Here is a 24,669-nt window from a genome sequence, read left to right as displayed (position 1 = left end):
CGCAGACTCTACTTGCGCCGCCACGTTGTCCACCGGGTCGCGGTGAAGGAATCTGTGATGAATCCGAGAAATGCCTCGTTACGGCGCTGCGGTTCGGGGGCGTTGCCGGGGAGGTCGGCCAGCGGAATGCGCGAGAGGCTGTCGTGCAGGCTGCGCGGAATCGCCACCTCGGCGGCCCGGCGCAGCGCGATGCGCGCCTGCTGCTGGGCATCGACCTCGGCCGCGCATTCGGGGCAGACCGAAAGATGCTGGGCGGCACGCAGATAAGCGTTCATCCGCAGCTCGCCGTCGACAAAAGCCGCGACAGCCTCACTGGCCAGGTGCTCGGTGGGCTGAAAGCGCGGTGGGCGACCTGCGGCACTGGGTTCCACGCTCATCCGGGATTCTTCCTTCCGACCGACGTCAACCGAGAGCCCCCGGTGACGTCGAACTCCCGTCACAACGATGGGGCTTCAGCGGAGTACCGCTGCTCACTTCCATTATGCGCAAGGTACTCGCGCAATGCCTGACGCCCGCGATGGATCCGGCTTCGCACGGTGCCCAGTTTCACACCCAGCGTCGCGCCGATCTCCTCGTAGGACAGACCCTCGATGTCACACAGCACGACCGCGGCGCGAAACTCCGGCGCCAGCGAATCGAGTGCTTTCTGCAGGTCGGGGTCGAGGCGGGAGTCGTGGTAGGCGTCCTCCGGGGTCGGGCCTTCGGCGGGCACCCGGTCGTAGTCCTCCGGCAGCGCTTCCATGCGGATGCGGTTGCGACGACGGACCATGTCGAGGAACAGGTTGGTGGTGATGCGGTGCAGCCAGCCCTCGAACGTGCCGGGCTGGTAGTTCTGCAGCGAGCGGAACACCCGGATGAAGGTGTCCTGGGTGAGGTCATCGGCGTCCTGGGCGTCCCCGGAGAGACGGTAGGCCAGGCGATAGACCCGGTCGGCGTGCTCGCGGACCAGTTCGTCCCAGGAGGGCATGGCGGCGCGATCGCCGGTCGCGTCGAAAGCGGCGGTGCCGGTGAGTTCGGCCTCGAGTTCGTCGGCTTCTGCCGTGATGAGATCGGCGGGCAGAGTCTGGTCGGTGGCGTCTTGACGCGCCGTGTCTACCATCGTGATGGGACACCTCCTACTCGGGACCGCTGGCACAAAACCTGGCTGGTCCGGGTCAGCGAACCTTGCTTACCGACAATCAACCAGCAACTGTGTGCGGTTGTTCCCGAGTCTCGTGCCCGCCGCGATCGGCTGGCCTTGCGTAGGGCAACTATTTCCTGCCCTGATATGGGTCAGGTGTGGAGATCCTGAGTGTGACCTGAGAATTCTGGTCGAACTCGACCCTAGTCCTGTCGCCAACGGAGAACCAGCAGTTCGGGGGCTGTTGTGACCGATCCGCAAACTTTCGGCAATTGTTCGGGATCTGTGCGACACAGTGTCGGATCCGTCCCTTTGCTGAATACACATACCCCCTCGGTGGCCTAGCCTCATAGCTGTGGCATCGAACGTGGAGCGGAACCTGGCCTATGTGGAGGAGTCCGTCGTCGAAGACGAGGTTCTTCTCGAAGCGCGCGAGCGGGCCACCGAATTGGGTGCCGCGCCGGTGCCCGCGGCGGTCGGTGCGCTGCTGAGCATGTACGCGCAGATGCTCGGCGCGCGCTCGGTCGTCGAGGTGGGCACCGGGGCAGGCGTCAGTGGGCTGTGGCTGCTCGACGGGATGCGTGAGGACGGGACGCTGACGACGATCGACTCCGAACCCGAGCATCAGCGCGCGGCCAAGGAGGCGTTCCGGACCGCCGAGATCACGCCGTCGCGCACGCGACTGATCAACGGGCGCGCGCTGGACGTGCTACCCCGCCTGGCCGACGGCTCCTACGACCTGGTCTTCATCGACGCGGCACCGATGGAACACCCCAATTACGTCGAACAGGGTGTGCGGTTGTTGCGCGAGGGCGGCGCGTTCATCCTCAACAACGCGCTGCTCGGCGGGCGCGTTCCCGATCCGGACCAGCGTGACCCGGCCACGCAGGCGGTGCGTGCGGCGACTCGTGCGATCGCGGAAAACCCCGAGCTCACCAGCGTTCTGATCCCGATCGGTGACGGGTTGCTCTGCGCGTCGAGGTGCTGAACCGCGGCACCAGCCGCAAAAAATTCAGCCGACCCAGATGCCCTTGCCGACGGTGACCACACCGCCGTTGCTGACGGCGAAACGCTCCCGGTCGCGATCGAGATCGAGGCCGATGATCTCGCCCTCGCCGACCACCACGTTCTTGTCCAGGATCGCGTGGCGCACCACCGCGCCACGCCCGATCCGCACACCGGGCATCAACACGCTGCCCTCCACCGTGGCGCCGTCCTCGATCACCACGTTCGAGCTCAGCACCGAATTGCGGACCGTGGCCGCCGACAGGATCGAGCCCGCCCCGACGATCGACTCCTGGGCGAGTCCGCCCTGGGCGAATTTCGCGGGCGGCAGGTTCTCGGCGGCGCCGCGGATCGGCCAGTGCTTGTTGTAGAGGTTGAACACGGGGTGCACCGAGACCAGGTCCATGTGCGCCTCGTAGAAGGCGTCGATGGTGCCCACGTCGCGCCAGTAGCCGCGGTCGCGTTGGGTGGCGCCGGGGACGTCGTTGTCGGCGAAGTCGTAGACGGCGGCCTGGCCGGCGGCGACCAGCGTCGGGATGATGTCACCGCCCATATCGTGGTCGGAATCGGAGTTCTCGGCGTCGGCGCGGATGGCGTCGACCAGTACGCGGGTGGTGAACACGTAGTTGCCCATCGACGCGAACGTCACGTTCGGGTCGTCGGGGGTGCCCGGCGGATGCGCGGGCTTCTCCAGGAACTGGGTGATCTTGCCGGACTCGTCGGTGTCGATGCAGCCGAACGCGCTCGCCTCGGCCCTCGGCACCCGGATGCCGGCGACGGTGACGCCCGCGCCGGACGCGATATGGCTGGCCACCATCTGTTCCGGGTCCATCCGGTACACGTGGTCGGCGCCGAACACCACGATGTAGTCGGGGTCCTCGTCGTAGATCAGGTTGAGCGACTGCATGATCGCGTCGGCGCTGCCGGTGTACCAGCGCGGCCCGAGACGCTGCTGGGCGGGCACCGGGGTGATGTATTCACCGGTGAATCCGGACAGCCGCCAGGTCTGCGAGATATGGCGATCGAGCGAATGCGATTTGTACTGGGTGAGCACGCACAGACGCAGGTATCCCGCGTTCACGAGGTTGCTCAACACGAAGTCGATCAGCCGGTACGCGCCGCCGAAGGGGACCGCGGGCTTGGCACGGTCGGCGGTGAGCGGAAACAGTCGTTTGCCCTCGCCACCGGCGAGCACGATCCCGAGTACGTGCGGCTGGCTCCTCACCCTGCTCAAAGTACAGGGCCAGCGGGGTTACGGTGGCCCATGTCGACCCGAGGGTCTAATTTGGACCCAGTGAGTGATGGCACCGACAGCGAGCAGATTCCAGCGCAACCGCTGCGAGTCGCCATGCTGACCCGGGAGTATCCCCCCGAGGTGTATGGCGGTGCGGGCGTTCATGTCACCGAACTCACGGTCCGATTGCGTGATCTCTGTGATGTCACCGTGCACTGCATGGGCGCGCCGCGCGGCGGCGCCGTGGTGCACCGCCCCGACCCCGAGCTGTACGCCGCCAATGCCGCGTTGCAGATGATGTCGGCGCAGTTGCGCATGGCCGACGCGGCGGGCGGCGTGGACGTGGTGCACTCGCACACCTGGTACGCGGGGTTGGCCGGTCACCTCGCCGCCATGCTGCACGGGATTCCGCATGTGCTCACGGCGCATTCGCTGGAACCGCGCAGGCCGTGGAAGGCCGAACAGCTCGGTGGCGGATATCGCCTCTCGTCGTGGTCGGAACGCAATGCGATGGAGCACGCCGATGCGGTGATCGCGGTGAGCGAAGGCATGCGCCACGACGTCCTCGACGCCTACCCCGCGATCGATCCTGATCGAGTTCATGTGGTGCACAACGGCATCGACGCGAGCGTGTGGCATCCCGGCCCGCCCGGCGGTGCCGACATTCCGGTGCTGGAGCGGCTCGGGGTGCGCACTGACCTGCCGATCGTGTCGTTCGTCGGACGGATCACCCGGCAGAAGGGTGTCGGGCATCTGCTCGCCGCGGCCGCCTCGTTCGACCCCGATATCCAGTTGGTGCTGTGCGCGGGCGCGGCCGATACCAAGGAGCTCGAGGTAGAGGTCGCGGCCGCGGTCGACGGATTGCAGCGTCGGCGCGGCAATGTCTTCTGGGTGAAGGAGATGCTCCCCGCGGGGCAGGTCCGCCAGATCCTGTCCGCCTCCTCGGTATTCGTGTGCCCGTCGGTCTACGAACCGCTCGGAATCGTGAACCTGGAGGCGATGGCGTGCGCGACCGCCGTCGTCGCTTCCGATGTGGGTGGGATTCCGGAGGTGGTCGTCGACGGGGGCACCGGTCGATTGGTGCACTACGACCCGGAGGCGACGGAGGAGTACGAGCAGGGGCTCGCTGCCGCCGTGAACGACGTCGCGGGAGATCGGGCGCTCGCTGCGCGCTACGGCGAGGCCGGGCGGGCGCGGGCGATCGCGGAGTTCGACTGGGCACGGATCGCCGAGCGCACGCTCGAGGTGTACCGGAGTGTGTTGCGCTAGGGCCCGGTTGAGCCGCAGGGCGCTCGGTGGGGAAGCGCGGGCCGCGGTGCGACGTGTGCGGTCAGCCGCGAGGTAGATAGGTCGACACGGTTACCGAGGCCGTCACTTCGGTGATGTCGGGTAGGGCGGCGATGCGTGGATCGTCGGCGGGGGTGCCGTGGAAAGCCGACGGGCCCATCGCGACGACGTTGGTGACGTCGGGGCGCGACAACTTCATCGGGAACTCGACGAGGGTGTGCTCGGCGCGGGTGAAGGCGCCTGACAGGGAGTCGGCCAGGCGGCGGTCCTTGTCGGGGTCGACGCTGACCATGCCGAGGGGGCCGATCAGCTCGCCCAGATGACGAGCCGTCGGCGTGACGACGACGAAGCGTCCGCCCGGGGTGAGCACGCGGGCGACTTCGGCGGGGTTGCGTGGGGCGAACACCGAGAGCGCGCCGGAGACGGCATCGTCGCGCACCGGCAGGCCGCGCCAGGCGTCGGCCAGTACGGAGCCCATGTGGGGATGCCCGCGTGCGGCTCGGCGGGCGGCGGGCTTGGCTACGTCCAAGGCGATGCCGAGGGTGCCTGGGTGCGCGTCGAGCACCTCGGCGAGGTAGTAGCCCGTACCCGCGCCGATCTCGAGCACCGTGCCGTCGGTGTCGAGGGCACGAGCGATCGCCGCGGCGATCGGGGCGAAATGGCCCGCACCTTGAAAGGCGGCGCGGGCGTCGAGCATGTCGGCGGTATCGCCGGTCATTTTCGTCGATGCGCCGGTCAGCAGCCCGACATAGCCCTGACGGGCGATGTCGAAGCTGTGGCCGATGCCGCATCGCAGCGCACGATCGTGCGGTTGCAGTGCATCGCCGCACTCCGGGCAGGCCAGAAGTGCGGCGACCTCGGTCAGCGCATTCAGCTGGTGACGCTCTTCAATTCGTCACCGAGCGCCGCAGCCTCGTCCGGTGTGAGTTCGACGACCAGACGCCCGCCACCCTCGAGTGGAACCCGCATGACGATTCCACGACCTTCCTTGGTTGCTTCGAGGGGACCGTCCCCGGTACGGGGCTTCATGGCCGCCATCCTCTGCTCCCTCCAGATCTGCGCGGTGGTTCTGCGCACTGTTTTCTCGTCTGCCGGTTGTCGCCAACCAGCGGGCTCGCCGGGTGTTCGGCGGGCCACACCGGTCCTATTCTTCCCTATTGCCGTCGCGGGCGGACACCTGAGTACGAAATATGACTGCTGAGTCGGTTCCGTTCGGTACCGCGCCCACCCAGCAAACGTCCAGGTGATCGTCCACCATGCCGGTTGCCTGCATGAGGGCATACGCCGTCGTAGGGCCGACGAAAGCGAACCCGCGACGCTTCAATTCCTTTGCCAGAGCAATGGATTCAGGTGTGGTCGCGGGCACATTCGCGATCGAGGTCGGCCGTGGGCGTGGCGCGGGTGCGAACGACCACACCAGCTCGTCGAGACTCGTCGTCAGGTCGCGAGCAACCCGGGCGTTGTTGATCACCGCGTCGATCTTGGCGCGGTTGCGCACGATGCCGGCGTCGGCGAGCAGCCGCGCGCGGTCGTGATCATCGAATTCGGCGACCTTCGCGATCTCGAAACCGGCGAACGCGGTGCGGAACGCGGGGCGCTTTCGCAGGACGGTGATCCATGCCAGCCCCGACTGGAAGGCCTCGAGGCAGAGTCGTTCGAACATCGCGTCGTCGCCGTGCAGGGGTTGCCCCCACTCGGTGTCGTGATAGTCGCGGTACAGCTGCGAGCCGGTCGACCAGTCGCAGCGAACGAGGCCGTCGTCGGCGAGCTCGCTCACCCGCGATCCTGGCCCGCCGCCACCTGCGCCTGCCACTGCCGAACCTGGGCCAACTCGAACTCGAGTTCGTCGATCCGATCGGCCAGCCTGCCCAGCGCCCAGTCGACCTCACCGGCCTTGTACCCGCGCACCACCTGCTGGAACCGCAACGCCCGCACATCGGCCCCCGTGACCCCGTCAGCGGGCAGCACAGTAGCCGTGGTCCCGTCAGGCAACGGCCCGAGCTCCTCGGACCGCCCGAACACCGCACTGGCGACAAGGAACAACATCGCCGCAACCAACCCGACGATGAGCACGTACAGAAGCAGCGTCAGCATGGAAACAGCCTAGGCAACGCCACTGACAAGTCCCGAATCAGAGATGACGAGTTGTGTCGATTCCCAGTGACATGCCTGCCAGGCCACGCTTGCGGACGGCGAGTTTGTCGGCGATGTCGAGCAGGGCGACGGCGGCGGGGTTCTCCGGGTCGGACAGCACGATCGGGTTGCCGTCGTCGCCGCCTTCGCGCAGGGCCTGCTCGATCGGGATCTGGCCGAGCAGCGGCACATTCGAGCCGACGGCGCGGGTGAGGCGGTCGGCCACGACCTGGCCACCGCCGGAGCCGTAGAGCTCCATGCGCGAACCATCCGGCAGGTCGAGCCAGGACATGTTCTCCACGACCCCGGCGATGCGCTGGCGGGTCTGCAGGGCGATCGCACCCGCGCGCTCGGCCACCTCGGCGGCGGCGATCTGCGGGGTGGTGACGACCAGGATCTCGGCGCTCGGGATGAGCTGGGCGAGGGAGATCGCGACGTCGCCGGTGCCGGGCGGCAGGTCGAGCAGCAGCACGTCCAGATCGCCCCAGAACACGTCGGCGAGGAACTGCTGCAGCGCGCGGTGCAGCATCGGGCCGCGCCACACCACGGGAGTATTGCCCTCGGTGAACTGCGCGATCGAGATCATCTTCACGTCGTGCGCGACGGGCGGCATGATCATCCGCTCGACCTGGGTCGGGCGGGCGTCGGTGCCGAGCATGCGCGGGATGGAGTGGCCGTAGATATCGGCATCGAGCACACCGACCGACAGCCCACGCTGTGCCAGTGCCACGGCGAGGTTGGCGGTGACGCTGGACTTGCCGACGCCACCCTTACCGGAGGCCACCGCGTACACGCGGGTCAGCGAACCGGGCTGGGCGAACGGGATGACCGGCTCGGCCGAATCGCCACGCAGCGACTTGCGCAGCTCGGTGCGCTGCTCATCGCTCATCACGTCGAGGTCGACCGTCACCGCGCCGGCCCCGTTGACGTCGGCGACGGCCTTGGTGACCCGCTGAATGATCTCGGTCCGCAACGGGCACCCGGAGGTGGTCAGATAGATCTCGATGTGCACATCACCGCTGTCGGCGATGGCGATGGACTTGACCATCCCCAACTCGGTGATCGGTTTGCGGATCTCCGGATCGTCGACCTTCGCGAGCGCCGCCCGCACATCCGCTTCCGTAATCACTGACATACGCCCGATGTTATCCCCCCAGCGGTAGCGAGCCTTCCGGGGATTCCAAGACGGTCCCGATGCTTCAGCGGGTATCGGCCCGGTTCCGCTCCACCGCCGCCACGAAATCCGGGTGCGCGGAAACGACCAACTGGTCTGCCGCGCGTTCATCCACACATCGGTGTGACGATTCCTAGTGGATCCTGGGGAGGTCCTGGGGCTTGGGGGCCAGGCCGCTGGAGTACGAACCCGACCAGGCCATCACGTTGGCGACGTAGGCCATCGAGTTGTTGTAGCGCAGGATCGCCTTGGACTGCTGGGAGAGGTCGCGCATGTTCAGGCCGCCGTCGCAGAGGTAGCGGCCCGCGGTGAGGGCGGCGTCGAAGAGGTTCTGGGGGTCGGCGATGCCGTCGGCGTTGCCGTCGGCGGCGTAGCGGTGCCAGGTTTCGGGCAGGAACTGCATCGGGCCGATGGCGCGGTCGTAGCCGTCGAGGCCGTCGAGGTCGCCGCCGTCGCTGTCGTGGATGACGTTGTTGCCGGAGAGACTGCCGTCGAGGACGGGTCCGTAGACCGCCTTGATCGGATTGCCCTGTGCGTCGGCCTTGCCATAGGCATGGGTGGATTCGACGCGGCCGATGCCCGCCAGCAGCGACCAGGACATCCCGCAGTGCGGATCCTCCACGGCCAGTTGCTGTTCGGCGGTCTGATAGGCGGCGACGGCGATGCCCGGAATGCCGAGCGGACCCGCGGGCATATCCGAGGCGGCGCGATCGTCCGACAACGCAACGGTTTTCACGACCGGCGTGGCCGAGGCCGACTGGCGAGCCTCCGCATGCGTGACCTCGGCGACGTCGGCCTCCGATGACGCGACCAGATCGGCCCTCGTCTCCGGCTCGGCGCCGGGAAGCAGGTCGTGCTCGACAGCTGCGGTGGTTGCCGTGGTCGCCTCGGAGGTGGCCGCGGTAACGGCTACCAGTCCAGCGGGGACCAATCCGGTCAGTGCGATGAGCGAGCTACGTCGAACTGTTGTAGCAGGCTGTTTCCGATGACGACCCACTGTGTGGTGCCCTCCTCAACCGTGTTGGATGAGAAGAGGTTACCGCACCCGAGACCTTTTTGTTACTCCCTTGTGATCTGAGTTTCGGTTTGATTTCTACGGGGCCGGTGCGGGGGCGGGCGGCAGCGGGATGACGATGCCGAACGGCAGCGTGATGCCTGGTTGCTGGGTCGGCGCCACCGGCGCGGGCTCGGCGGGCGCCGGTTCCTCGGCGGGCGCGACACCTGGTTCCGGTGTCTTCTCCGGCGTGGCGGGGGCCGGCTTCTCGGTGGGCTCGGCGGCGGCCGGGGTGCACGCGGCGGGCTCGACGACCGGCTGCTCCGGCTCGGCCGGGTCCTTCGGCGCCGCAGCGCCGTAGGTCTGCTCGGCGGGCTTGTCGGCGGGCTTCTGCTCGGGTTCGAGCGGGTTCGGCATCTGCGCGGGCAGCGGCTCGCTCACACAGGTTTCGGGCGGTGCGACCGGCGCCGGGCAGAAGATGCCACACGGGATCGGCGGCAGGCCGGGCAGCGTGATCATCACCTGGGTCGGTGTGGTGACCTTCGGCGTGGTCGGCTTCGGCGTGGTGGTGGTGGGGGTGGGTGTGTTGGTCGAGGCGGCCAGCACATTGGGGGCCACCAGCGGGGCACTGCCCGGCGGGATGATCTCCGGCGAGATGGCCACCTGGCTCGGCGCGCCGCCCGTCCGATACGCCGCCGACCAGCTCAGCACATTGGCCGCGTAGGACATGGAGTTGTTGTAGCGCAGCACCGCTCGCAGTTCCTGGGCGGCCTCGCGCAGGTTCAGGCCGCCCGAGCAGAGGTATTTGCCCGCGGCCAGCGCGGCGTCGAAGACATTGTGCGGGTCCGCGGCGCCGTCGCCGTTGCCGTCGGCGGCGTAGTGCACCCAGGTGCTCGGCAGGAACTGCATGGGACCGAGGGCGCGCACGAAACCGCCGTCGGCTTCCTTGATGATCTCGTTGCCCGGCAGCGTGCCGTCGAGCGCGGGCCCGAAGATCGGCGTCGTCGTCGTACCGGCGGGGTCGGTGCGGCCACTGCTGGCGTGCCCGGATTCGATCCGGCCGATGCCGGCGAGCAGGTTCCAGGTGAGTCCGCACCCCGGCTGCGCGGTTTCCATGGCCAACTCGGCGTTGCGGTAGGCGGCCAGCACGATCTCCGGGATGCCGAGTGCACCGCTGCCGGTGGGTAGCGAGATGCTTTGCAGCGGGACGGTTCCCGCGAAGGGTGCGGCGCTGTTGGCGCTCGGCAAGAGGGCCCGCAGCCTGCGCGGCGCCTCCTGCGCGATCGGCAACAGGCCGACGATCTCGGACGGATCGGTTTCGGGCGTGTCATCGGCGGTGCTCGCGCTGGCGGCCAACAGTGCCTCCGGCGCGGTAGGCGCGGTACTCGGGTCGCTGGTGTGCACGCCCGATCCAGAGGCGACGAGACCTGCGACTACAAGGGCCGACATCGTTATCGGAGCAGAGATTCGCACGGCCACACCCTTTTCGTCGAAAAGCAGCGGCGCCGCAGAGTCCCCCTCCGGCCCGCCCGGAACAACGTGATCCAGGTTACCTACCGGTCAGGAAGTTGTTGAGCATTTCCGGTCATACGTCTGGAGCGCCTGGCGAAATCGGGGCGGAAGAGGGCGTTTGACCGGAGGTTTTCTTGCGGACCGCTTTCCGCTTTTTGTCCGTCTTCGGCGCGCCGTCGGGCGTGGTGACCGCATCGATGCGATCGAGGACGTCTTTGATCTCCTCGAGCTCACGGCGCAGGTAGTCGCGGGTGGCGACCTCGCCGACCGCGAGGCGCAGCGAGGCGAGCTCACGGGCGAGGAACTCGGTGTCGGCCTTGGTCTGCGCGGCCCTGGTCCGGTCCTCGTCGAGGGAGACCTTGTCCCTGTTGTCCTGGCGGTTCTGCGCCAGCAGGATCAACGGCGCCGCATAGGCGGCCTGGGTGGAGAAGGCCAGATTGAGCAGGATGAACGGGTACGGATCCCAGCGCAGCGCCACCGCGAACACATTGAGCAGGATCCACACGATGACGATCACCGTCTGGATCGCCAGATAGCGCCCGGTGCCGAGGAACCGCGCCACCCGCTCGCTGGAGCGGGCGAACGCGTCGGAATCCCAGTCGAAACTGAACCGCGACCCGACCGGGGTCTCCAGTCGTTGCCTGGCCGGATTCTTCTCACTCACGCCGTGCTCCTGTTCGCCGGACTCGTCTCGACCTGGGCGAGCGCCGGTGGTTCCTCTTCCCGCCAATCCTCTGGCAGCAGATGATCGAGGACATCGTCGACGGTCACCGCACCGAGCAGATGGTTCTCCGCGTCGACCACCGGCCCGCACACCAGGTTGTAGGTGGCGAAATAGCGGGTCACCGCCGAGAGCGGCAGATCGGGCGTCAGCGGCGCCAGATCACTGTCGAGGATGCCGCCTACCAGATGCGCGGGCGGTTCCCGCAGCAACCGCTGAATGTGTACGCAGCCCAGGTAGCGGCCGGTCGGCGTAGCGGTCGGCGGTCGCACGACGAAGGCCATCGAGGCCAGCGCCGGTGTGAGGTCGGGGTCGCGGACGCGGGCCAGCGCTTCGGCGACGGTCGTCGCGGGCCCGAGCACGATCGGTTTCGGCGTCATCAGACCGCCCGCGGTGTCGGGGGAGTGCGCGAGCAATCGGCGCACCGGCTCGGATTCCTCGGGGTCCATCAGGGCCAGCAGTGATTCGGCTTCGCTCTCGGGCAGCTCGCCGAGCAGGTCGGCGGCGTCGTCGGGGTCCATCGCCTCGAGCACGTCGGCGGCACGGCGCACCTCGAGATGGCTGAGCAAGTCGACCTGGTCGTCGTCGGGCAGTTCCTGGACCACATCGGCGAGGCGTTCGTCGTCGAGGGCGATCGCCACCTCGATGCGGCGTTTCTCCGGGAGCTCACGCAGCCGGTGCGCGACATCGGCCGCGCGCAGTCCCTCGAACTGGGTGAGCAGGGTGGTCACGTCCTGGCCGGGCCGGTCCACCTCGGCGGGGGTGAGCCCGTCGACCTGTGACCACTCCACGACGTGCACCGCGCGCCTGCGCCCGATCCGCCGGTGGCCGCGCACCGCGACCCGGCTGACGATCCAATCCCTGGTCCTGGTCTGTTCGATGCCCAGATCGGCGACCAGCACGTCGACATCGGCCAGATCCGGCAGATCCGGGTCGTTCACCCGTACCTGCGAATCGACGATCTGCGCCATGGCGAGGAGTTCGCCTGCTCGCGGTGCGAAACGGCGCAGGCTCACGGTTCCGGTATTGAGCGTGACCATGCCGGGTTCGATCGCGGTCACCCGCAGTATCGGCACGAAAATTCTTCGCCGGGTGAGCAATTCGACGACGAGCCCGTGGACATGTGGCGGCTGGCGCCCGTTCCGGACGGCGACGACCACGTCGCGGACCCGGCCGATAGACTCCCCGTCCGGACCCAGCACCGTCAGGCCGGCGAGCCGGGCGACGTACACCCTGGTGGTTGCCATGACCATCAGGCTATCGGTCGAGTACGGCCGCTCGAACCAGGAGGCGCTCCTCATGAAGCCACGTCGGTCGGTACTCGCTGTGCCGGGAAGCAACCCGAAGATGATCGCCAAGGCGAAGACTCTGCCGGTGGACGAGGTGTTCCTCGATCTGGAGGACGCGGTCGCCCCCGGCGCCAAGGCCGCCGCGCGGGCGAACATCGTCGCGGCGCTCAACGAACCCGGCTGGGGTTCGCAGTTGCGGGTGGTGCGGGTCAACGACTGGTCGACCGAATGGACCTTCGCCGATGTGATCAGCGTGGTCGAGGGCGCGGGCAGCTGGATCGACGCGATCCTGCTCCCCAAGGTCACCGACGCGGGTCAGGTGCAGGCCCTCGACCTGCTGCTGACCCAGCTGGAGAAGGCCAGCGGCCTCGAGGTCGGGCGGATCGGCATCGAACCGCAGATCGAGAACGCGCTCGGCCTGCGCAATATCGATGCGATCGCCACCGCGAGCGCGCGCGTGCAGACACTGGTGTTCGGGCCCGCCGATTTCATGGCCAGCATCAATATGCGCACGCTGGTGGTCGGCGAGCAGCCGGAGGGCTACGACGTCGGCGACGCCTATCACCACATCCTGATGACGATCCTGCTCGCCGCCCGAGCCCACGGCCTACAGGCGATCGACGGCCCCTACCTGCAGGTTCGCGATGTCGACGGTTTCCGCCGGGCCGCGGGCCGTACGGCCGCACTGGGTTTCGACGGTAAATGGGTGCTGCATCCCGGCCAGGTGGACGCGGCCAACGAGATCTTCAGCCCACGTCAGGCCGACTACGACCGCGCCGAGTTGATCTTGGAGACCTACGCCTTCCACACCTCCGAGGAAGGCGGCGCGCGTGGCGCTGTCATGTTGGGAGATGAGATGATCGACGAGGCCAGCGCCAAAATGGCACAGGTTATCGCCGACAAGGGCCGCGCTGCGGGAATGACAAGGACTGACGTCTGATCCCACAGGTCATCGCCGACAAGGGCCGCGCTGCGGGAATGACGCGTTTCACTGCGGCGCAGCCGGTCCAGGAATAGCAGAATAGGACTATGACGAATCCCTTGGGCAACTCGAATCGCGGGCGGCAGGCGTTGCCGACGCCGCCGTCGGGCTGGCCGGTCGGCTCCTATCCCACCTACGCCGAGGCGCAGCGTGCGGTCGACTACCTGGCCGACGGGCAGTTCCCGGTGCAGGACGTGACCATCGTCGGTGTCGATCTGATGCAGGTGGAGCGCGTGCTCTATCGGCTCACGTGGGGCAAGGTCATCGGCGGCGGCGTGGTGTCGGGCGCGTGGCTCGGCCTGTTCCTCGGTCTGCTGCTGAGCCTGTTCACCACCACCGGCGGAGCGCTCGGACCGCTCGTGGTCGGTCTGCTCGGCGGCATCGTCTTCGGCGTCATCACCACCTCGATCCCGTACGCGGCCACCAAGGGGCAGCGCGATTTCGCCTCGACCATGCAGTTGGTCGCGGGGCGGTACGACGTGCTGTGCGATCCGAAGTCCGCCGAACAAGCCCGCGACATGCTGGCCCGATTGGCCCTGTAGCGCAATGGATGTAGAGAACACGGTCCGCGCGGCGGTGCTGGATCACTTCGAGGTCGAACGCGCACAGGTCGATTCGGCGTCGGTCACCTTCCTCGGGCTCGAACCCGTCGAGATCCTGCGTATTCCAGGCGACGGCGCGGTCCACTACGCGACAGTGGGCGGTTCGCGTCATCCGATGGGTGATCCGACCGATCTGTTGGCCGACCCGGTGCGCGGACCGCGCGCCGAACTGATCCTGACGCTGTTGATGAGCGCGGACCCACAGGTCGGGGTGGTCAAATCCCTCGGTGTCCTGGTCGCCTCGCCGTCGGTGGAAGGCGTTGTGCTGCAAGCCGACGCACTTCTCGATCTCGGAGAACCGCTGTGGCGCAACGCGAAGTTCACCGCGGTCGTGCTCGGCGAGAGCGACATTCCAGCGGTCGGGCTGCCCGACCCCGCCGACCCGGTGCGCTACCTCAGTGTCACCCCGGTGACCGCGACCGAGGCCGCCTGGGTGCGGGTCCGCGGCGCCCAGGCGCTGCGTGACGCCTGGTCGGAGGCCGGGATCGACGTGCGTGATCCCGAGCGCGGCGCGGTGAATCTCTAGAGCCACCCGTTTCGGCGGAAGCTGCGGAACAACCACCCGCAGATCACGACCATGAGCACCAAGGTCGAGGGATACCCCCACCATTGATGCAGGATCCACATGTGGTCGAAGTTCATGCCGTACACGCCCGCGATCAGTGTCGGCACGGCCGCCATCGCGGCATAGGCCGAGATCTTGCGCATGTCGGTGTTCTGCTGAACGCTGATCTTGGCCAGCGCGGCATTGACCAAGCCGCTGAGCGCTTCGTCGAAATAGCTGATGTGATCGGAGACGGTGACCTGGTGGTCGGCGACGTCGCGCAGATAGCGGCGGATCTCCGTCGGCACCGGTAGTTCGGTGTTGTTCACCAGCCGCTCCAGCGGAACCGCCAGCGGCGCCACCGCCCTTCGCAGCTCCACCACTTCGCGTTTGAGCTGGTAGATCGACCCGATTCCGATCTTCGAGGCGGGCGTGAAGACCGCCTCTTCCATCTCGTCGATATCGATGCCGACGGATTCGGTGACATCGACGTAGGTGTCCACAATGTGGTCGGCGACGGCGTGCAGCACCGCCGTCGGTCCGTATTTCAGCTGTTCGGGACGGTCTTCGAGCTCGTGGCGCACGTTGGACAGGTGGGTGTGTTCGCCGTGACGCACCGTGACGGCGAAGCGTGGCCCGGTGAAGACCATGATGTCGCCGGTCTCCACGATCTCGCTGGTCGAGTCGATCTCGTGGTCGACGTAGCGGACCGTGGTCATCACCAGGAACAGCGTGTCGGCGTAGCGCTCGAGCTTGGGGCGTTGGCGGCCCTGCACCGCGTCCTCCACCGCCAGCGGATGCAGGTCGAAGATCGAGGCGATGTCGTTCATCTGCCGGTCGTCCGGGTCGTGCAGGCCGATCCAGACGAATCCCGATTCGGTCTTCTCCGCCGCCGTCAGTGCCTGCTGTGGGGTGAAATGTCCCGGCTGCCGCTCGCCGTCGACGTAGACCCCGCAGTCGACGATCGCTCGCGCCGTGGGAACGGGGACCTGTGGTCGCGGCGTCTTCGTCGCGCGATTCGGCCCGTGGAACGACGGCATCGGCGGAAAGGAGGGCACCGAGCCGATCCTACGGTCACCGACCGTGCGGACCCTTCGAACGCGCGGTACCCGAGACCGCACTGTAAGACTGAGGGTGTGCGCATCGATCTGCATACCCATTCCACCGCCTCCGACGGCACCGACAGCCCCGCCGAACTGGTGCGTCATGCCGCGGCGGCCGGTCTCGACGTCGTCGCGATCACCGACCACGACACCACCGGGGGCTGGGCCGAGGCCGAGGCCGCCCGCCCACCGGGACTCACCCTGGTGCGTGGCATGGAGATGTCGTGCACGGGCATGGGTGAGGACGGCTACCCGGTGCCGGTGCATCTGCTGGCGTATCTGTTCGACCCCACCGACCGCGGTTTCGCCGCCGAACGCGAGCGGTTGCGCGGCGAACGGGTGGCCAGGGTGCGGGCGATGGCCGACAAGATGGCGGCCGACGGGCTGCCGATCGATCCCGACGCGGTGATGGCGAGCGCCGGTCCTGCCGTCGGCAGGCCGCATCTGGCGCAGGCGCTGGTCGCGGCCGGGGTCGTCGAGAGCGTGAACGCCGCGTTCATCGATCTCCTCGCCCCGCACGGGCCGTACTACGCCGAGAAGGCCGACACCCCGCTGACCAGGGCGGTGCAGTTGATCGCGGCCGCGGGTGGGGTCAGCGTGATCGCCCATGCCAGGGCGCGCACGCGGGGCAGACTGCTGGCGCTCGACGAGATCAGGGAGCTGGCCGGGCTCGGCCTCGGCGGGCTCGAGATCGACCACCCGGATCACAACGACGCCGATCGTGTTGTGCTGAACGAACTTTCGCGGGAACTCGGCTTGGTGCGCACCGGCTCGTCGGACTATCACGGCAGCAACAAGACCATCCGGATCGGCGCGTGTGCCACCGATCCCGATCAGTACGAAGCGCTCATCGACAAGGCGAGCGGGACGCCGGTGATCGCCCCGTGACGCTGGTGCGCGGCTTCAGCGGCGTCGTCGCCGGTGGGGTACTCGTCCTGTTGTGTGTGGTCGTGGGGGCGGCGGTGATCGGCTCGCGCCGCGACTTTCCCGGACCTGGCGCCGAATCACTGGCTTGGCATTTCGTGGCCGCGGCGGTGGTGGTCGTGGCGCAGGTCTTCGCCGATCGGCGGCGCGGGATGTCGGCACTGTTCGGAGCCGTGACGGTCTTGGTCACGGCTGGTGTATTGCTTTGGACACAATGGTGGGGTTGACGGCCGCGTAATGGTTGCGGACGGGTGAACTGTGCCCGAATATTTCTCTTTGTGACCAGTATCGAAACGGATGTCTTGGTACTCGGCGGTGGCCCCGCCGGGCTCTGGGCCGCCGTCTCGGCCGCGGCGACGGGCGCGCGGGTGGTGCTGGTCGACAAGAGCCGCTGCGGTTCCAGCGGGCCCACCGTGTACGGCACCACCGTGCTCTGGGCGATCCCGCCCGGTCCCGGCCGCGCCGACGCGGTCGACAAGGCGTTCGTGGCGGGCGGCGGGCTCGGTGATCGGGCCTGGCTGCACCGCGTCGTCGAGGAGACCCACCGGCGATTGCAGTCCTGGTCGGGCACCCGCCACCGCGTCCCCGACCCGAACGGCGACCCGGCGCACGTGCACTTCGACGGCGCGAGCTACCTGCGCCGCCTTCGACGCGGTGCGCTGGAGGCGGGCGTGCGCATCCTCGATCATCATCCGGCGCTGCAACTGCTGGTCGATCCGGCGGGCACCGTGGTCGGCGCCGTGGGGGTCCAGCGTCACAACAAGTTTCGGCCGTGGACCATCAGGGCAGGCGCGGTCGTGGTCGCCACCGGCGGCTGCGCCTTCCTGTCCGGCGGCGCGGGCACCGACGTGAGCACCGGCGAGGGCTTGCTGATGGCGGCCGAGGCAGGCGCCGAACTGTGCGGGATGGAATTCTCCAGCGCCTACGGGCTGGCGCCGGTGCTGTCGCGAGTACATCCGCATCCGGCGGTCGCGCCCGGTCTGTCGGTGCATTTCGCGGCCCTCTACGACGAGTCGGGCGCCGAACTGCCCGACCGGTATCCGGCGGCACTCACCGCCATCGCGGAGGGCAGGCGGGTCTTCGCCGCCCTGAGCGAGGTGCCCGACACCGTTCGGCACTGGCTGAGCAGGCACGGCGCGATCGATGCCACGGGTCGGGTTCCGGTGCGAGCGGTGCTGGAGGGCACCATTCGCGGCGCGGCCGGACTGGCCCTCGCCGACACCGATTGCTCGACGACGATCCGCGGCCTGTTCGGTGCGGGCGATGTGACGGGCCGACAGGTGGTCACCGGAGCGGCGGGGGCCACCGGCGGCCTCAACGGTGCGTGGGCGCTGGCCTCTGGCAGCTGGGCGGGTCAGGGTGCCGCCGCGTTCGCCTTCGCCAACGAGCGGGCGAGCAGCGCGCGCCCCGTGCCCGGCGCAGGCCTGGGCCCCCACGCCCACATCGATCCGCGCTCGGTGGTCGGCCTGGTGCAGGAACACACGCTGCCGCTGCGCCGCAGCTACCGACGTAGCGCGGGCAGCCTCGCCGACAGCATCGCCGAACTGGACGCCATGTGGCCCGGCGCCCAGTTCGATCTCGGCGGTCTCGGCATCGGGCAGCTGCGGGCACGCCAAGCGGCCGCCCTGCTCGCCGTGGCCCGGTGGGCCGGCTACAGCGCGCTCGTGCGCACCGAGAGTCGCGGCATCCACCAGCGCATCGACCACCCCGACGCCCGCTCGGATTGGCTGGTCCGGCTGCGTTGTGGTGGGCTCGACGAGGTGTGGGTGCGCCGCGAGGAATGGCCGGAGCCACTCGGCGGCGAGCTCACCGCGGCCACCCCCGCCGCGGTGTGAGAGTTCACCGGATGTTCCCGCTGCGCTGCGAGTTTTCGCTTACGCCACGGCAATTCGACACGGCTACGCTCGACACATGACGCGGTTTGGCAATCGAGGCACCATGCTGGCAGAATGTTGCGGATTCCCTACCCTTGCCACCGCCGGGTTCGGGGACCTCGGTGACCTTCCGCCGTGCGACGCACCGTCGCAGCGTAGGTCGACCCGTTCTGCTCGCCCGGACACACCCGTCCGGTTCCGCTCGGCGGATCAGTGCCGCGCCATGCGTCCGGTTGCCACCGCGAAACGCGTGCGGTCGCGCACTCGATGAGCGTTGTAGCGATCCAGCGTCCCAGTAATCCGTTTCCGATATACCCGGCGGTAACCGTCCCCCGGTTGAGCCCGACTCGAGCAGGAGTGAAATCGTGTCACCTGTGACTGACGCACCGAATGCCACCGCGGCGCCCAAGGCCGATGACGCAGCGAGCCTCGCTGCCATCACCAACGACGAGATCTTCGCGGGCCACCTCGGCGGCAAGCTGTCGGTCGAGCTGGCCGCGCCCCTCGAGACCCAGCGCGATCTGTCCATCGCCTACACCCCCGGTGTCGCCCAGGTCAGCCGTGCCATCGCCGAGGATCCCGCCCTCACCAAGCGCTACACCTGGACCGACCGCCTGGTGGTCGTGGTCAGCGACGGCACCGCCGTGCTCGGCCTCGGCGACATCGGCCCGCGCGCCTCGCTGCCCGTGATGGAGGGCAAGGCCGCGCTGTTCAAGAAGTTCGCCGGTCTGAACTCGATTCCGCTCGTGCTCGACACCACCGATCCCGACGAGATCGTCCAGACGCTGATCCACCTGCGTCCGAGCTTCGGCGCGGTGAACCTGGAAGACATCTCCGCCCCGCGCTGCTTCGAGATCGAGCGTCGCGTCATCGAGGCGCTGGACTGCCCGGTCATGCACGACGACCAGCACGGCACCGCCATCGTGGTGCTGGCCGCCCTCAAGGGCGCGGCCGCGGTGCAGGGCCGTGACATGTCGGGCCTGAAGGTCGTCGTCTCCGGTGCGGGCGCGGCCGGTGTGGCCTGCGCGAACATCCTGATCGCCGCGGGCGTCCCCGATGTGGTCGTGCTCGACTCGAAGGGCATCGTCAGCGCCGGTCGCGACGGTCTCAACGGTGTGAAGGCCGATCTGGCCGCCCGCTCCAACCCGCGCGGCCTGACCGGTGGCCCGGCCGACGCGCTGGCCGGTGCCGATGTGTTCCTCGGCCTGTCCGCGGGCACCATCCCCGAAGAGCTCATCGCCTCGATGGCGCCGGAGGCGATCGTGTTCGCCATGTCCAACCCGGACCCGGAGATCCACCCCGACGTGGCCGCCAAGTACGTGGCGATCGTCGCGACGGGCCGCAGCGACTTCCCGAACCAGATCAACAATGTGCTCGCCTTCCCCGGCGTGTTCAAGGGTGCGCTCGATGCCGGTGCCCGCCGCATCACCGAGGGCATGAAGGTCGCCGCCGCGAACGCCATCTTCGGCGTCGTGGCCGACGAGCTCGCCGTCGACAAGATCATCCCGAGCCCGCTCGATCCGCGCGTGGCTCCGGCTGTGGCCGAGGCCGTCGCGGAAGCCGCGCGCGCCGAGGGTGTCGCCTAGTTTTTTGCTGACGCAGCGCCCCCGTTCCCACCGGAACGGGGGCGCTGTCGCGTTATCTGGGATCATCCAACGATGACCACTATCACCGTGCAGCTTCCCGATGACGTCGCCGAGCAGCTCGCCGCCGCCGCGACGGCTACGGGCGTTTCGGTGAATGTGGCGATGGTGCAGGCGGCGCAGGAGTGGATTCACGCCAACGCCCAGCGGGCCAGGGAACGCGCCAGGATACAGGCGGTGCTGGCCGACGACCCGCACCTGCGGGCACTACTCGGTGACGACTGAGATCCGGGTGAGGTCCGCCGAGGTGCGCGTGAGCCGACCGGTGCCCGGCGCGCTCGCCCACACCGCCACCGCCAGCAGCCCGTCGAGCACGAGCGCGAGCACGGCGACCAACAGCGCACCGACCAGCACCAGGTCGTAGCGATAGAGCCCGATCCCGTCGAAGATGTAGCGGCCGAGCCCGCCGAGGTTGACGTAGGCCGCGATGGTCGCCGTGGCGACGACCTGCAGGGTGGCGTTGCGCAAACCGCCGAGCATCACCGGCATCGCATTGGGCACCTCGACCCGCAACAGGATCTGGCTCTCGGTCATCCCCATCGCCCGCGAGGCGTCGACCACATCGGCGGGCACATTCGCGATCCCCGCGTACGCCCCCGCCAGCAGCGGCGGGATGCCGACGGTGATCAGCGCCAGCAGCGGCGGGATCAGCCCGAGCCCGAGGCCGAGCACCAGAAAGGTGAGCAGACCCAGCGTCGGCAGCGCCCGCATGGCATTGGCGAAGCCGACCATCACCGCACTGCCGCGGCGCGTATGCCCGATCACCAGCCCGAGCGGCACCGCGATCACCGCCGACAATGCCACGGTCAGGAAGCTGTACCACAGATGTTGCAGCAGGCGATGTTCGATGCCGGTGGGCCCACCCCAGTTGGTGCCGTCGCTCAGATAGTTCCAGGCCTCGACGAACAGGTTCACGCGCGCGCACCCTTCCGGGTCACGCGCGCGTCGGCGCGAGTCCACGGGGTAGCGAGGGTGCTGAGCAGGAATACCAGCCGATCGAAGATCAGTGCCAGCAGCAGCGTGACGATGATGCCCGCGATGATCTGGTCGGGGTAGTCACGCTGATAGCCCTGGGTGAACAGCTTCCCGAGCCCGCCGACTCCGATCAGCGCACCGACCGACACCATGGCGATATTGGTGACCACCACCACGCGCAACGAGGCGGTGAAAACCGGGAGCGCCAACGGCATATCGACGGTGAGGGTGCGTCGCAACCGGCCGAAGCCGATCGCGTCGGCGGCATCGATCACGCTGTCGGGCACCGTGTCCAGCGCCATCGGCACCGCGATCAGCAGCAGCGCGGTCGAGTACACGGTGAGCGCGATGATCACATTGAGCGGGTCGATCATCGAGATGCCGATCAGCGGCGGAATGATCACGAACAGCGCGAGCGAGGGAATGGTGTAGGCCAGGCTCGACATCGTGGTGCTGATCCGGCGGGTCCAGCGGTTCGCTCGCACCAGCGCGCCGATTGGCACCGCGATCACCAGACCGAGCAGCAGCGGGATCAGTGCCAGCACAAGGTGGGTGCGGGTGATCGCCATGACTTCGGCGAAGTTGTCGATCAGATATCTCACGACGTGCCCTGGGTGAAGAACTCCTGATTGCGTTCGGAGTCTTCGGCTTTCCGCTGTTCGGCGAGTTGGGTCAGCACATCGGCGGCGAGCAGTCCGCCGCGCACCGCACCCGCCTCGTCGACGGCGACGCCGATGCCGGAGGGTGAGGAGATGGCCGCGTCCAGCGCCTGACGGAGGTCGCCGTCCGGGGTGAACAGCGAACCACCGGCGGAAACGCTCGAGTCCAAGGGTTTTCCGGCGCGCACCCGCTCCACGCCGGTGACGTCGATCCAGCCGCCCGGTTTGCCGAGGGCATCCACGACCAGCGCCCATTCGCCTCTGGCGAGCCGCAATCCGGCGAGGTCGTCCGGTTGGATCGTCCGAATCGGCGCCAGCGCGACAGCTTCGGCGCTACGGAACGACAGCCCTCGATAGCCGCGATCCCTTCCGACGAATCCCGCTACGAAATCCGTTGCGGGCTGCGCCAAGACCTTCTCGGGAGTGTCGAACTGCTGCAGCACGCCGCCCCGCCCGAACACCGCGATCTTGTCGCCGAGGGTGATCGCCTCGTCGATATCGTGGGTGACGAACACGATCGTCTTGTGCAACGCGGACTGCAACCGCTGCATCTCCGATTGCAATTCCGCCCGCACCACCGGGTCGACCGCGCTGAACGGCTCGTCCATCAACAGCACCGGTGGGTCCGCGGCCAGCGCGCGCGCCACCCCGACCCGCTGCTGCTGACCACCCGAGAGTTGCGCCGGATACCGTTCGGCCAGATCGCGATCCAGCCCTACCCGGTCCATCACCTCGAGCGCGGCGGCGCGGGCTGCCCTGCGTGACTGCCCGAGCAGGATCGGCACGGTCGCCACATTGTCGACCACCTTGCGGTTGGGCAGCAGCCCGCCGCTCTGGATCACGTAGCCGATACCGAGGCGTAGTTTCACCGGATCGACCGTCGCGATATCGCGGCCGTCGATGGTGATGGCGCCCGCGGTGGGGTCGACCATCCGATTGATCATGCGCATCGAGGTGGTCTTGCCGCAGCCGGACGGCCCGACGAACACGGTGAACGATCCCGAGTCGATGTGCAGGTTCAGGTCGCGCACCGCGTGTGTGCCGTTCGGATAGGTCTTGTCGATACCGCGGAATTCGATGTCGGACAATGAATTTCTCCTCGAGGCGCCGGTCCGCCTAGCCGATGGGGGAGTTCAGCCCCTGCGCGGTGATCCAGGCGAGCGCTGCGGCCTTCGGTTCGATCTTGCTCTCGCCCGAGACGGCCGTGTTCAGCGAGATCAGCTCGGTGGTGGTGAGTTTGGCCGATACCGCGTCGAGCACGGCGACGGCCTTATCGGTCTTCTTCGCGGAGTTGAACAGCGGCACCACGTTCTGGGCGGCGAAATTGTGCTTCGGATCGGCGAGTACCACCAGGTTGTTCTGCGCGATCGCCGGTGAGGTGGTGAAGATGTCGGCCGCACTCACCTGGCCGTCGACCAGCGCGCGCACCGTCGCGGGGCCGCCGCCGTCGGCGATCGGCACGAAATTGGCGTCGGTGATATCGAGGCCGTAGTTCTTCTCCAGGCCCGGCAATCCACCCGGGCGCTGCGCGAATTCGGCCATCCCACCGAACTTCACCTCGGCCGAGTGCGGCGCGAGGTCGGCGATGGACTTCAAGTTCCACTTGTCGGCCGTCGCGCGAGTGACCACCACCGCGTCGGAATCCTCGCCGGGGGCGGGCGTCGCGATGGCGAGATCGTCGCCGAGCGCCTTGGTGAGTGCGGCGTTCACCTCGGGGGCGGCGGTGGCCGTGGCGTCTTTGTCGAGGTATTGCAGCAGGTTGCCGGTGTATTCCGGGATCAGCGAGATCGCGCACTGGCGCAGTGCGGGGATGTAGGCCTCGCGCGAGCCGATGTCGAACTTGGTGTCGACCTTGAAACCGTTGATCCGCAGCACCTCGGTGTAGATGTTGGCGACGGTCTCGGACTCGGGGAAGTTGGCCGACCCGATGATCAACGCGTCGCTCGTGCAATCGCCCTTCGCGGCGAGCGGATCGCTGTTGCCGCAGGCGGAGGCGATCATGGCGGCGGCCAGCGCCACCGCGGCAACCAGTACCCGGCCCGCCCGCATCGCGAGGCGGCGTGCCGGTCGACGTTGTCCTGGTGATGAGGAGGCGAAGTCGGGTTTCACTGGTGTCCTTCCGGCAAAGGCGGGCAGTGCGCTGTGCGTGCGACCCGGGGGCCACAGGTACATTCTGGTAGTTCATACTGCCCGCCGTCGGGCCGAATTGCGCGGGTTGACGGCAAATACGGAAAGTTGGTGTCGTCGGATGCACTCGGTCGCCGTGCGTGGAACCGCCGCCGCGATCCTGGCCGCAGCCTGCGCTTTCACCACTGTTTCCTGCGCCTCCGACGAGGCCCGTCCGGTGGTCGTGGTGGGTGGGGATTCGACTACGGAATCAGTTCTGCTCGCCGAGATCTATTCCCAAGCACTGGAACGCGCGGGCACCGACTCCGCCGTCGTCACCGGATTGCCCACCCCGCTGGCCGATCTCGACGCCGGTCGCATCGCGGTCTTGCCCGCCCGCAACGGCGCGCTCGTCGACCGCTGGAACCCAGCCTCCCCGGCACGCACACCGGACGAAGTGGTCGCTGCGGTCAACTCGGCTCTCCCACAAGGAATCTCGGTCTCCGATGCGGCGGATGGCACGGACCCGCGCCCCCGACTCGCCCGCGCCCTGAGCGTCGTCGCTCTCTACCGCAGCGGCATCTTCGATCGCCAACAGCTGAAGAAGCTCAACTACGTAGCAGGCGAACTGACCACCGAGGAACTGGTCGACCTGATCCATCAGGTCGACACCGGTTCCCGGCCCGCCGACGCAGCCCGATCCTGGCTCGACGCCCACAGCCTCTAGCGTCACCCTCCCGCCGATCTTCGGCGCCTCCCCGACCCGCCACCCCGCCATCGCGCACGGT

The 24,669-nt window shown here is 68.1% G+C and carries 28 protein-coding genes; 11 read left to right on the top strand and 17 right to left on the bottom strand.

What is annotated here, in order from left to right; all coding sequences use genetic code 11:
• Positions 1–8 precede the first annotated feature (8 nt).
• Complete coding sequence (locus ASD42_RS10545; protein ID WP_056813391.1) at positions 9–377, bottom strand: hypothetical protein; 369 nt, start codon at positions 375–377, stop codon at positions 9–11.
• Positions 378–436: 59 nt separating this feature from the next.
• On the bottom strand, positions 437–1,099 hold the full coding sequence (gene sigE, locus ASD42_RS10540; RefSeq protein ID WP_056813388.1) for an RNA polymerase sigma factor SigE: 663 nt from the start codon (positions 1,097–1,099) through the stop codon (positions 437–439).
• Between the two features lie 376 nt (positions 1,100–1,475).
• Between sigE and ASD42_RS10535 the strand changes: the two genes are divergently transcribed.
• Positions 1,476–2,108 (top strand): O-methyltransferase, encoded by a 633-nt coding sequence (locus ASD42_RS10535; protein ID WP_056813381.1) that lies wholly within the window; start codon positions 1,476–1,478, stop codon positions 2,106–2,108.
• Positions 2,109–2,132: 24 nt separating this feature from the next.
• Here ASD42_RS10535 and glgC read toward each other — a convergent pair whose 3' ends face one another.
• Positions 2,133–3,350 (bottom strand): glucose-1-phosphate adenylyltransferase, encoded by a 1,218-nt coding sequence (glgC, locus tag ASD42_RS10530; RefSeq protein WP_056813378.1) that lies wholly within the window; start codon positions 3,348–3,350, stop codon positions 2,133–2,135.
• 111 nt (positions 3,351–3,461) lie between these two features.
• Here glgC and glgA point away from each other — a divergent pair, with 111 nt between their 5' ends.
• Positions 3,462–4,628, top strand: a complete 1,167-nt coding sequence (glgA, locus tag ASD42_RS10525) for a glycogen synthase (RefSeq protein WP_056815989.1) — start codon at positions 3,462–3,464, stop codon at positions 4,626–4,628.
• Between the two features lie 61 nt (positions 4,629–4,689).
• Here the strand turns inward: glgA and ASD42_RS10520 are convergent, their stop codons facing one another.
• The 9 genes from ASD42_RS10520 to ASD42_RS10480 all read right to left on the bottom strand — a co-directional run bounded on the left by ASD42_RS10520 (position 4,690) and on the right by ASD42_RS10480 (position 12,427).
• A complete protein-coding gene (locus ASD42_RS10520; protein WP_200950444.1) occupies positions 4,690–5,520 on the bottom strand; it encodes a putative RNA methyltransferase in 831 nt (276 codons plus the stop codon).
• A complete protein-coding gene (locus ASD42_RS10515; protein ID WP_011211259.1) occupies positions 5,517–5,684 on the bottom strand; it encodes a DUF3117 domain-containing protein in 168 nt (55 codons plus the stop codon). Before ASD42_RS10515 ends, ASD42_RS10520 begins: the two co-directional genes overlap by 4 nt.
• 106 nt (positions 5,685–5,790) lie before the next feature.
• Positions 5,791–6,423, bottom strand: coding sequence for a DNA-3-methyladenine glycosylase I (locus ASD42_RS10510; RefSeq protein ID WP_056813367.1), 633 nt, complete (start codon positions 6,421–6,423; stop codon positions 5,791–5,793).
• Positions 6,420–6,740, bottom strand: coding sequence for a DivIVA domain-containing protein (locus ASD42_RS10505; RefSeq protein ID WP_056813364.1), 321 nt, complete (start codon positions 6,738–6,740; stop codon positions 6,420–6,422). Before ASD42_RS10505 ends, ASD42_RS10510 begins: the two co-directional genes overlap by 4 nt.
• A gap of 37 nt (positions 6,741–6,777) precedes the next feature.
• Positions 6,778–7,914, bottom strand: coding sequence for an Mrp/NBP35 family ATP-binding protein (locus ASD42_RS10500; RefSeq protein ID WP_056813362.1), 1,137 nt, complete (start codon positions 7,912–7,914; stop codon positions 6,778–6,780).
• Positions 7,915–8,086: 172 nt separating this feature from the next.
• Positions 8,087–8,950 (bottom strand): lytic transglycosylase domain-containing protein, encoded by an 864-nt coding sequence (locus tag ASD42_RS10495; RefSeq protein WP_056813357.1) that lies wholly within the window; start codon positions 8,948–8,950, stop codon positions 8,087–8,089.
• Positions 8,951–9,046: 96 nt separating this feature from the next.
• Positions 9,047–10,351 (bottom strand): lytic transglycosylase domain-containing protein, encoded by a 1,305-nt coding sequence (locus tag ASD42_RS10490; RefSeq protein WP_156677420.1) that lies wholly within the window; start codon positions 10,349–10,351, stop codon positions 9,047–9,049.
• Between the two features lie 181 nt (positions 10,352–10,532).
• Positions 10,533–11,123, bottom strand: coding sequence for a DUF1003 domain-containing protein (locus ASD42_RS10485; protein WP_056813355.1), 591 nt, complete (start codon positions 11,121–11,123; stop codon positions 10,533–10,535).
• On the bottom strand, positions 11,120–12,427 hold the full coding sequence (locus ASD42_RS10480; protein ID WP_082844121.1) for a magnesium transporter MgtE N-terminal domain-containing protein: 1,308 nt from the start codon (positions 12,425–12,427) through the stop codon (positions 11,120–11,122). Before ASD42_RS10480 ends, ASD42_RS10485 begins: the two co-directional genes overlap by 4 nt.
• Before the next feature lie 52 nt (positions 12,428–12,479).
• On the opposite strand from ASD42_RS10480, the gene ASD42_RS10475 reads away from it, so the two are divergent.
• The 3 genes from ASD42_RS10475 to ASD42_RS10465 all read left to right on the top strand — a co-directional run bounded on the left by ASD42_RS10475 (position 12,480) and on the right by ASD42_RS10465 (position 14,579).
• Positions 12,480–13,409 (top strand): HpcH/HpaI aldolase/citrate lyase family protein, encoded by a 930-nt coding sequence (locus ASD42_RS10475; RefSeq protein ID WP_056813352.1) that lies wholly within the window; start codon positions 12,480–12,482, stop codon positions 13,407–13,409.
• 89 nt (positions 13,410–13,498) lie between these two features.
• Complete coding sequence (locus ASD42_RS10470; protein WP_056813349.1) at positions 13,499–13,993, top strand: general stress protein; 495 nt, start codon at positions 13,499–13,501, stop codon at positions 13,991–13,993.
• 4 nt (positions 13,994–13,997) lie between these two features.
• Positions 13,998–14,579, top strand: a complete 582-nt coding sequence (locus ASD42_RS10465; protein WP_056813346.1) for a suppressor of fused domain protein — start codon at positions 13,998–14,000, stop codon at positions 14,577–14,579.
• Here the strand turns inward: ASD42_RS10465 and ASD42_RS10460 are convergent.
• Positions 14,576–15,664 (bottom strand): magnesium and cobalt transport protein CorA, encoded by a 1,089-nt coding sequence (locus ASD42_RS10460; RefSeq protein WP_413232929.1) that lies wholly within the window; start codon positions 15,662–15,664, stop codon positions 14,576–14,578. The genes ASD42_RS10465 and ASD42_RS10460 overlap by 4 nt on opposite strands.
• Positions 15,665–15,733: 69 nt before the next feature.
• Between ASD42_RS10460 and ASD42_RS10455 the strand changes: the two genes are divergently transcribed.
• The 5 genes from ASD42_RS10455 to ASD42_RS10435 all read left to right on the top strand — a co-directional run bounded on the left by ASD42_RS10455 (position 15,734) and on the right by ASD42_RS10435 (position 20,366).
• Entirely contained in the window at positions 15,734–16,588 is an 855-nt protein-coding gene (locus ASD42_RS10455) for a PHP domain-containing protein (protein WP_056813340.1), read from the top strand.
• A complete protein-coding gene (locus ASD42_RS10450) occupies positions 16,585–16,851 on the top strand; it encodes a hypothetical protein (RefSeq protein ID WP_056813337.1) in 267 nt (88 codons plus the stop codon). The genes ASD42_RS10455 and ASD42_RS10450 overlap by 4 nt, the downstream gene beginning before the upstream one ends.
• Before the next feature lie 51 nt (positions 16,852–16,902).
• On the top strand, positions 16,903–18,459 hold the full coding sequence (locus tag ASD42_RS10445; RefSeq protein ID WP_056813334.1) for an FAD-binding protein: 1,557 nt from the start codon (positions 16,903–16,905) through the stop codon (positions 18,457–18,459).
• Positions 18,460–18,863: 404 nt separating this feature from the next.
• Positions 18,864–20,084, top strand: coding sequence for an NAD(P)-dependent malic enzyme (locus ASD42_RS10440; protein WP_056813332.1), 1,221 nt, complete (start codon positions 18,864–18,866; stop codon positions 20,082–20,084).
• Positions 20,085–20,156: 72 nt separating this feature from the next.
• On the top strand, positions 20,157–20,366 hold the full coding sequence (locus tag ASD42_RS10435) for a ribbon-helix-helix protein, CopG family (protein ID WP_056813329.1): 210 nt from the start codon (positions 20,157–20,159) through the stop codon (positions 20,364–20,366).
• Here ASD42_RS10435 and ASD42_RS10430 read toward each other — a convergent pair.
• The 4 genes from ASD42_RS10430 to ASD42_RS10415 are packed head-to-tail and all read right to left on the bottom strand — an operon-like array spanning position 20,349 to position 23,824.
• On the bottom strand, positions 20,349–21,056 hold the full coding sequence (locus tag ASD42_RS10430) for an ABC transporter permease (protein ID WP_056815981.1): 708 nt from the start codon (positions 21,054–21,056) through the stop codon (positions 20,349–20,351). The genes ASD42_RS10435 and ASD42_RS10430 overlap by 18 nt on opposite strands.
• Positions 21,053–21,718 (bottom strand): ABC transporter permease, encoded by a 666-nt coding sequence (locus ASD42_RS10425; RefSeq protein WP_056813326.1) that lies wholly within the window; start codon positions 21,716–21,718, stop codon positions 21,053–21,055. The genes ASD42_RS10430 and ASD42_RS10425 overlap by 4 nt, the downstream gene beginning before the upstream one ends.
• Entirely contained in the window at positions 21,715–22,863 is a 1,149-nt protein-coding gene (locus ASD42_RS10420; protein ID WP_056813323.1) for an ABC transporter ATP-binding protein, read from the bottom strand. Before ASD42_RS10420 ends, ASD42_RS10425 begins: the two co-directional genes overlap by 4 nt.
• A 28-nt stretch (positions 22,864–22,891) precedes the next feature.
• The gene (locus tag ASD42_RS10415; protein WP_056813320.1) at positions 22,892–23,824 is read right to left on the bottom strand and encodes an ABC transporter substrate-binding protein; all 933 of its coding nucleotides are present in this window, start codon (positions 23,822–23,824) and stop codon (positions 22,892–22,894) included.
• A gap of 199 nt (positions 23,825–24,023) precedes the next feature.
• Here ASD42_RS10415 and ASD42_RS10410 point away from each other — a divergent pair, with 199 nt between their 5' ends.
• Positions 24,024–24,608, top strand: a complete 585-nt coding sequence (locus ASD42_RS10410) for a hypothetical protein (RefSeq protein WP_056813317.1) — start codon at positions 24,024–24,026, stop codon at positions 24,606–24,608.
• Positions 24,609–24,669 lie beyond the last annotated feature (61 nt).

It is taken from the genome of Nocardia sp. Root136 (assembly GCF_001427185.1).
Classification (GTDB): Bacteria; Actinomycetota; Actinomycetes; order Mycobacteriales; family Mycobacteriaceae; genus Nocardia; species Nocardia salmonicida.
Note: the sequence above shows the minus strand (reverse complement) of the source record. Positions and strands in the feature narration are given on the sequence as shown.

Excerpts from the sequence above, each read along its gene's own strand:
- ASD42_RS10545 (WP_056813391.1), bottom strand. The coding sequence starts at position 377 with ATGAGCGTGGAACCCAGTGCCGCAGGTCGCCCACCGCGCTTTCAGCCC.
- sigE (WP_056813388.1), bottom strand. The coding sequence starts at position 1,099 with ATGGTAGACACGGCGCGTCAAGACGCCACCGACCAGACTCTGCCCGCC.
- ASD42_RS10515 (WP_011211259.1), bottom strand. The coding sequence starts at position 5,684 with ATGGCGGCCATGAAGCCCCGTACCGGGGACGGTCCCCTCGAAGCAACC.
- ASD42_RS10505 (WP_056813364.1), bottom strand. The coding sequence starts at position 6,740 with ATGCTGACGCTGCTTCTGTACGTGCTCATCGTCGGGTTGGTTGCGGCG.
- ASD42_RS10500 (WP_056813362.1), bottom strand. The coding sequence starts at position 7,914 with ATGTCAGTGATTACGGAAGCGGATGTGCGGGCGGCGCTCGCGAAGGTC.
- ASD42_RS10480 (WP_082844121.1), bottom strand. The coding sequence starts at position 12,427 with ATGGCAACCACCAGGGTGTACGTCGCCCGGCTCGCCGGCCTGACGGTG.
- ASD42_RS10475 (WP_056813352.1), top strand. The coding sequence starts at position 12,480 with ATGAAGCCACGTCGGTCGGTACTCGCTGTGCCGGGAAGCAACCCGAAG.
- ASD42_RS10470 (WP_056813349.1), top strand. The coding sequence starts at position 13,499 with ATGACGAATCCCTTGGGCAACTCGAATCGCGGGCGGCAGGCGTTGCCG.
- ASD42_RS10465 (WP_056813346.1), top strand. The coding sequence starts at position 13,998 with ATGGATGTAGAGAACACGGTCCGCGCGGCGGTGCTGGATCACTTCGAG.
- ASD42_RS10435 (WP_056813329.1), top strand. The coding sequence starts at position 20,157 with ATGACCACTATCACCGTGCAGCTTCCCGATGACGTCGCCGAGCAGCTC.
- ASD42_RS10415 (WP_056813320.1), bottom strand. The coding sequence starts at position 23,824 with ATGCGGGCGGGCCGGGTACTGGTTGCCGCGGTGGCGCTGGCCGCCGCC.
- ASD42_RS10410 (WP_056813317.1), top strand. The coding sequence starts at position 24,024 with ATGCACTCGGTCGCCGTGCGTGGAACCGCCGCCGCGATCCTGGCCGCA.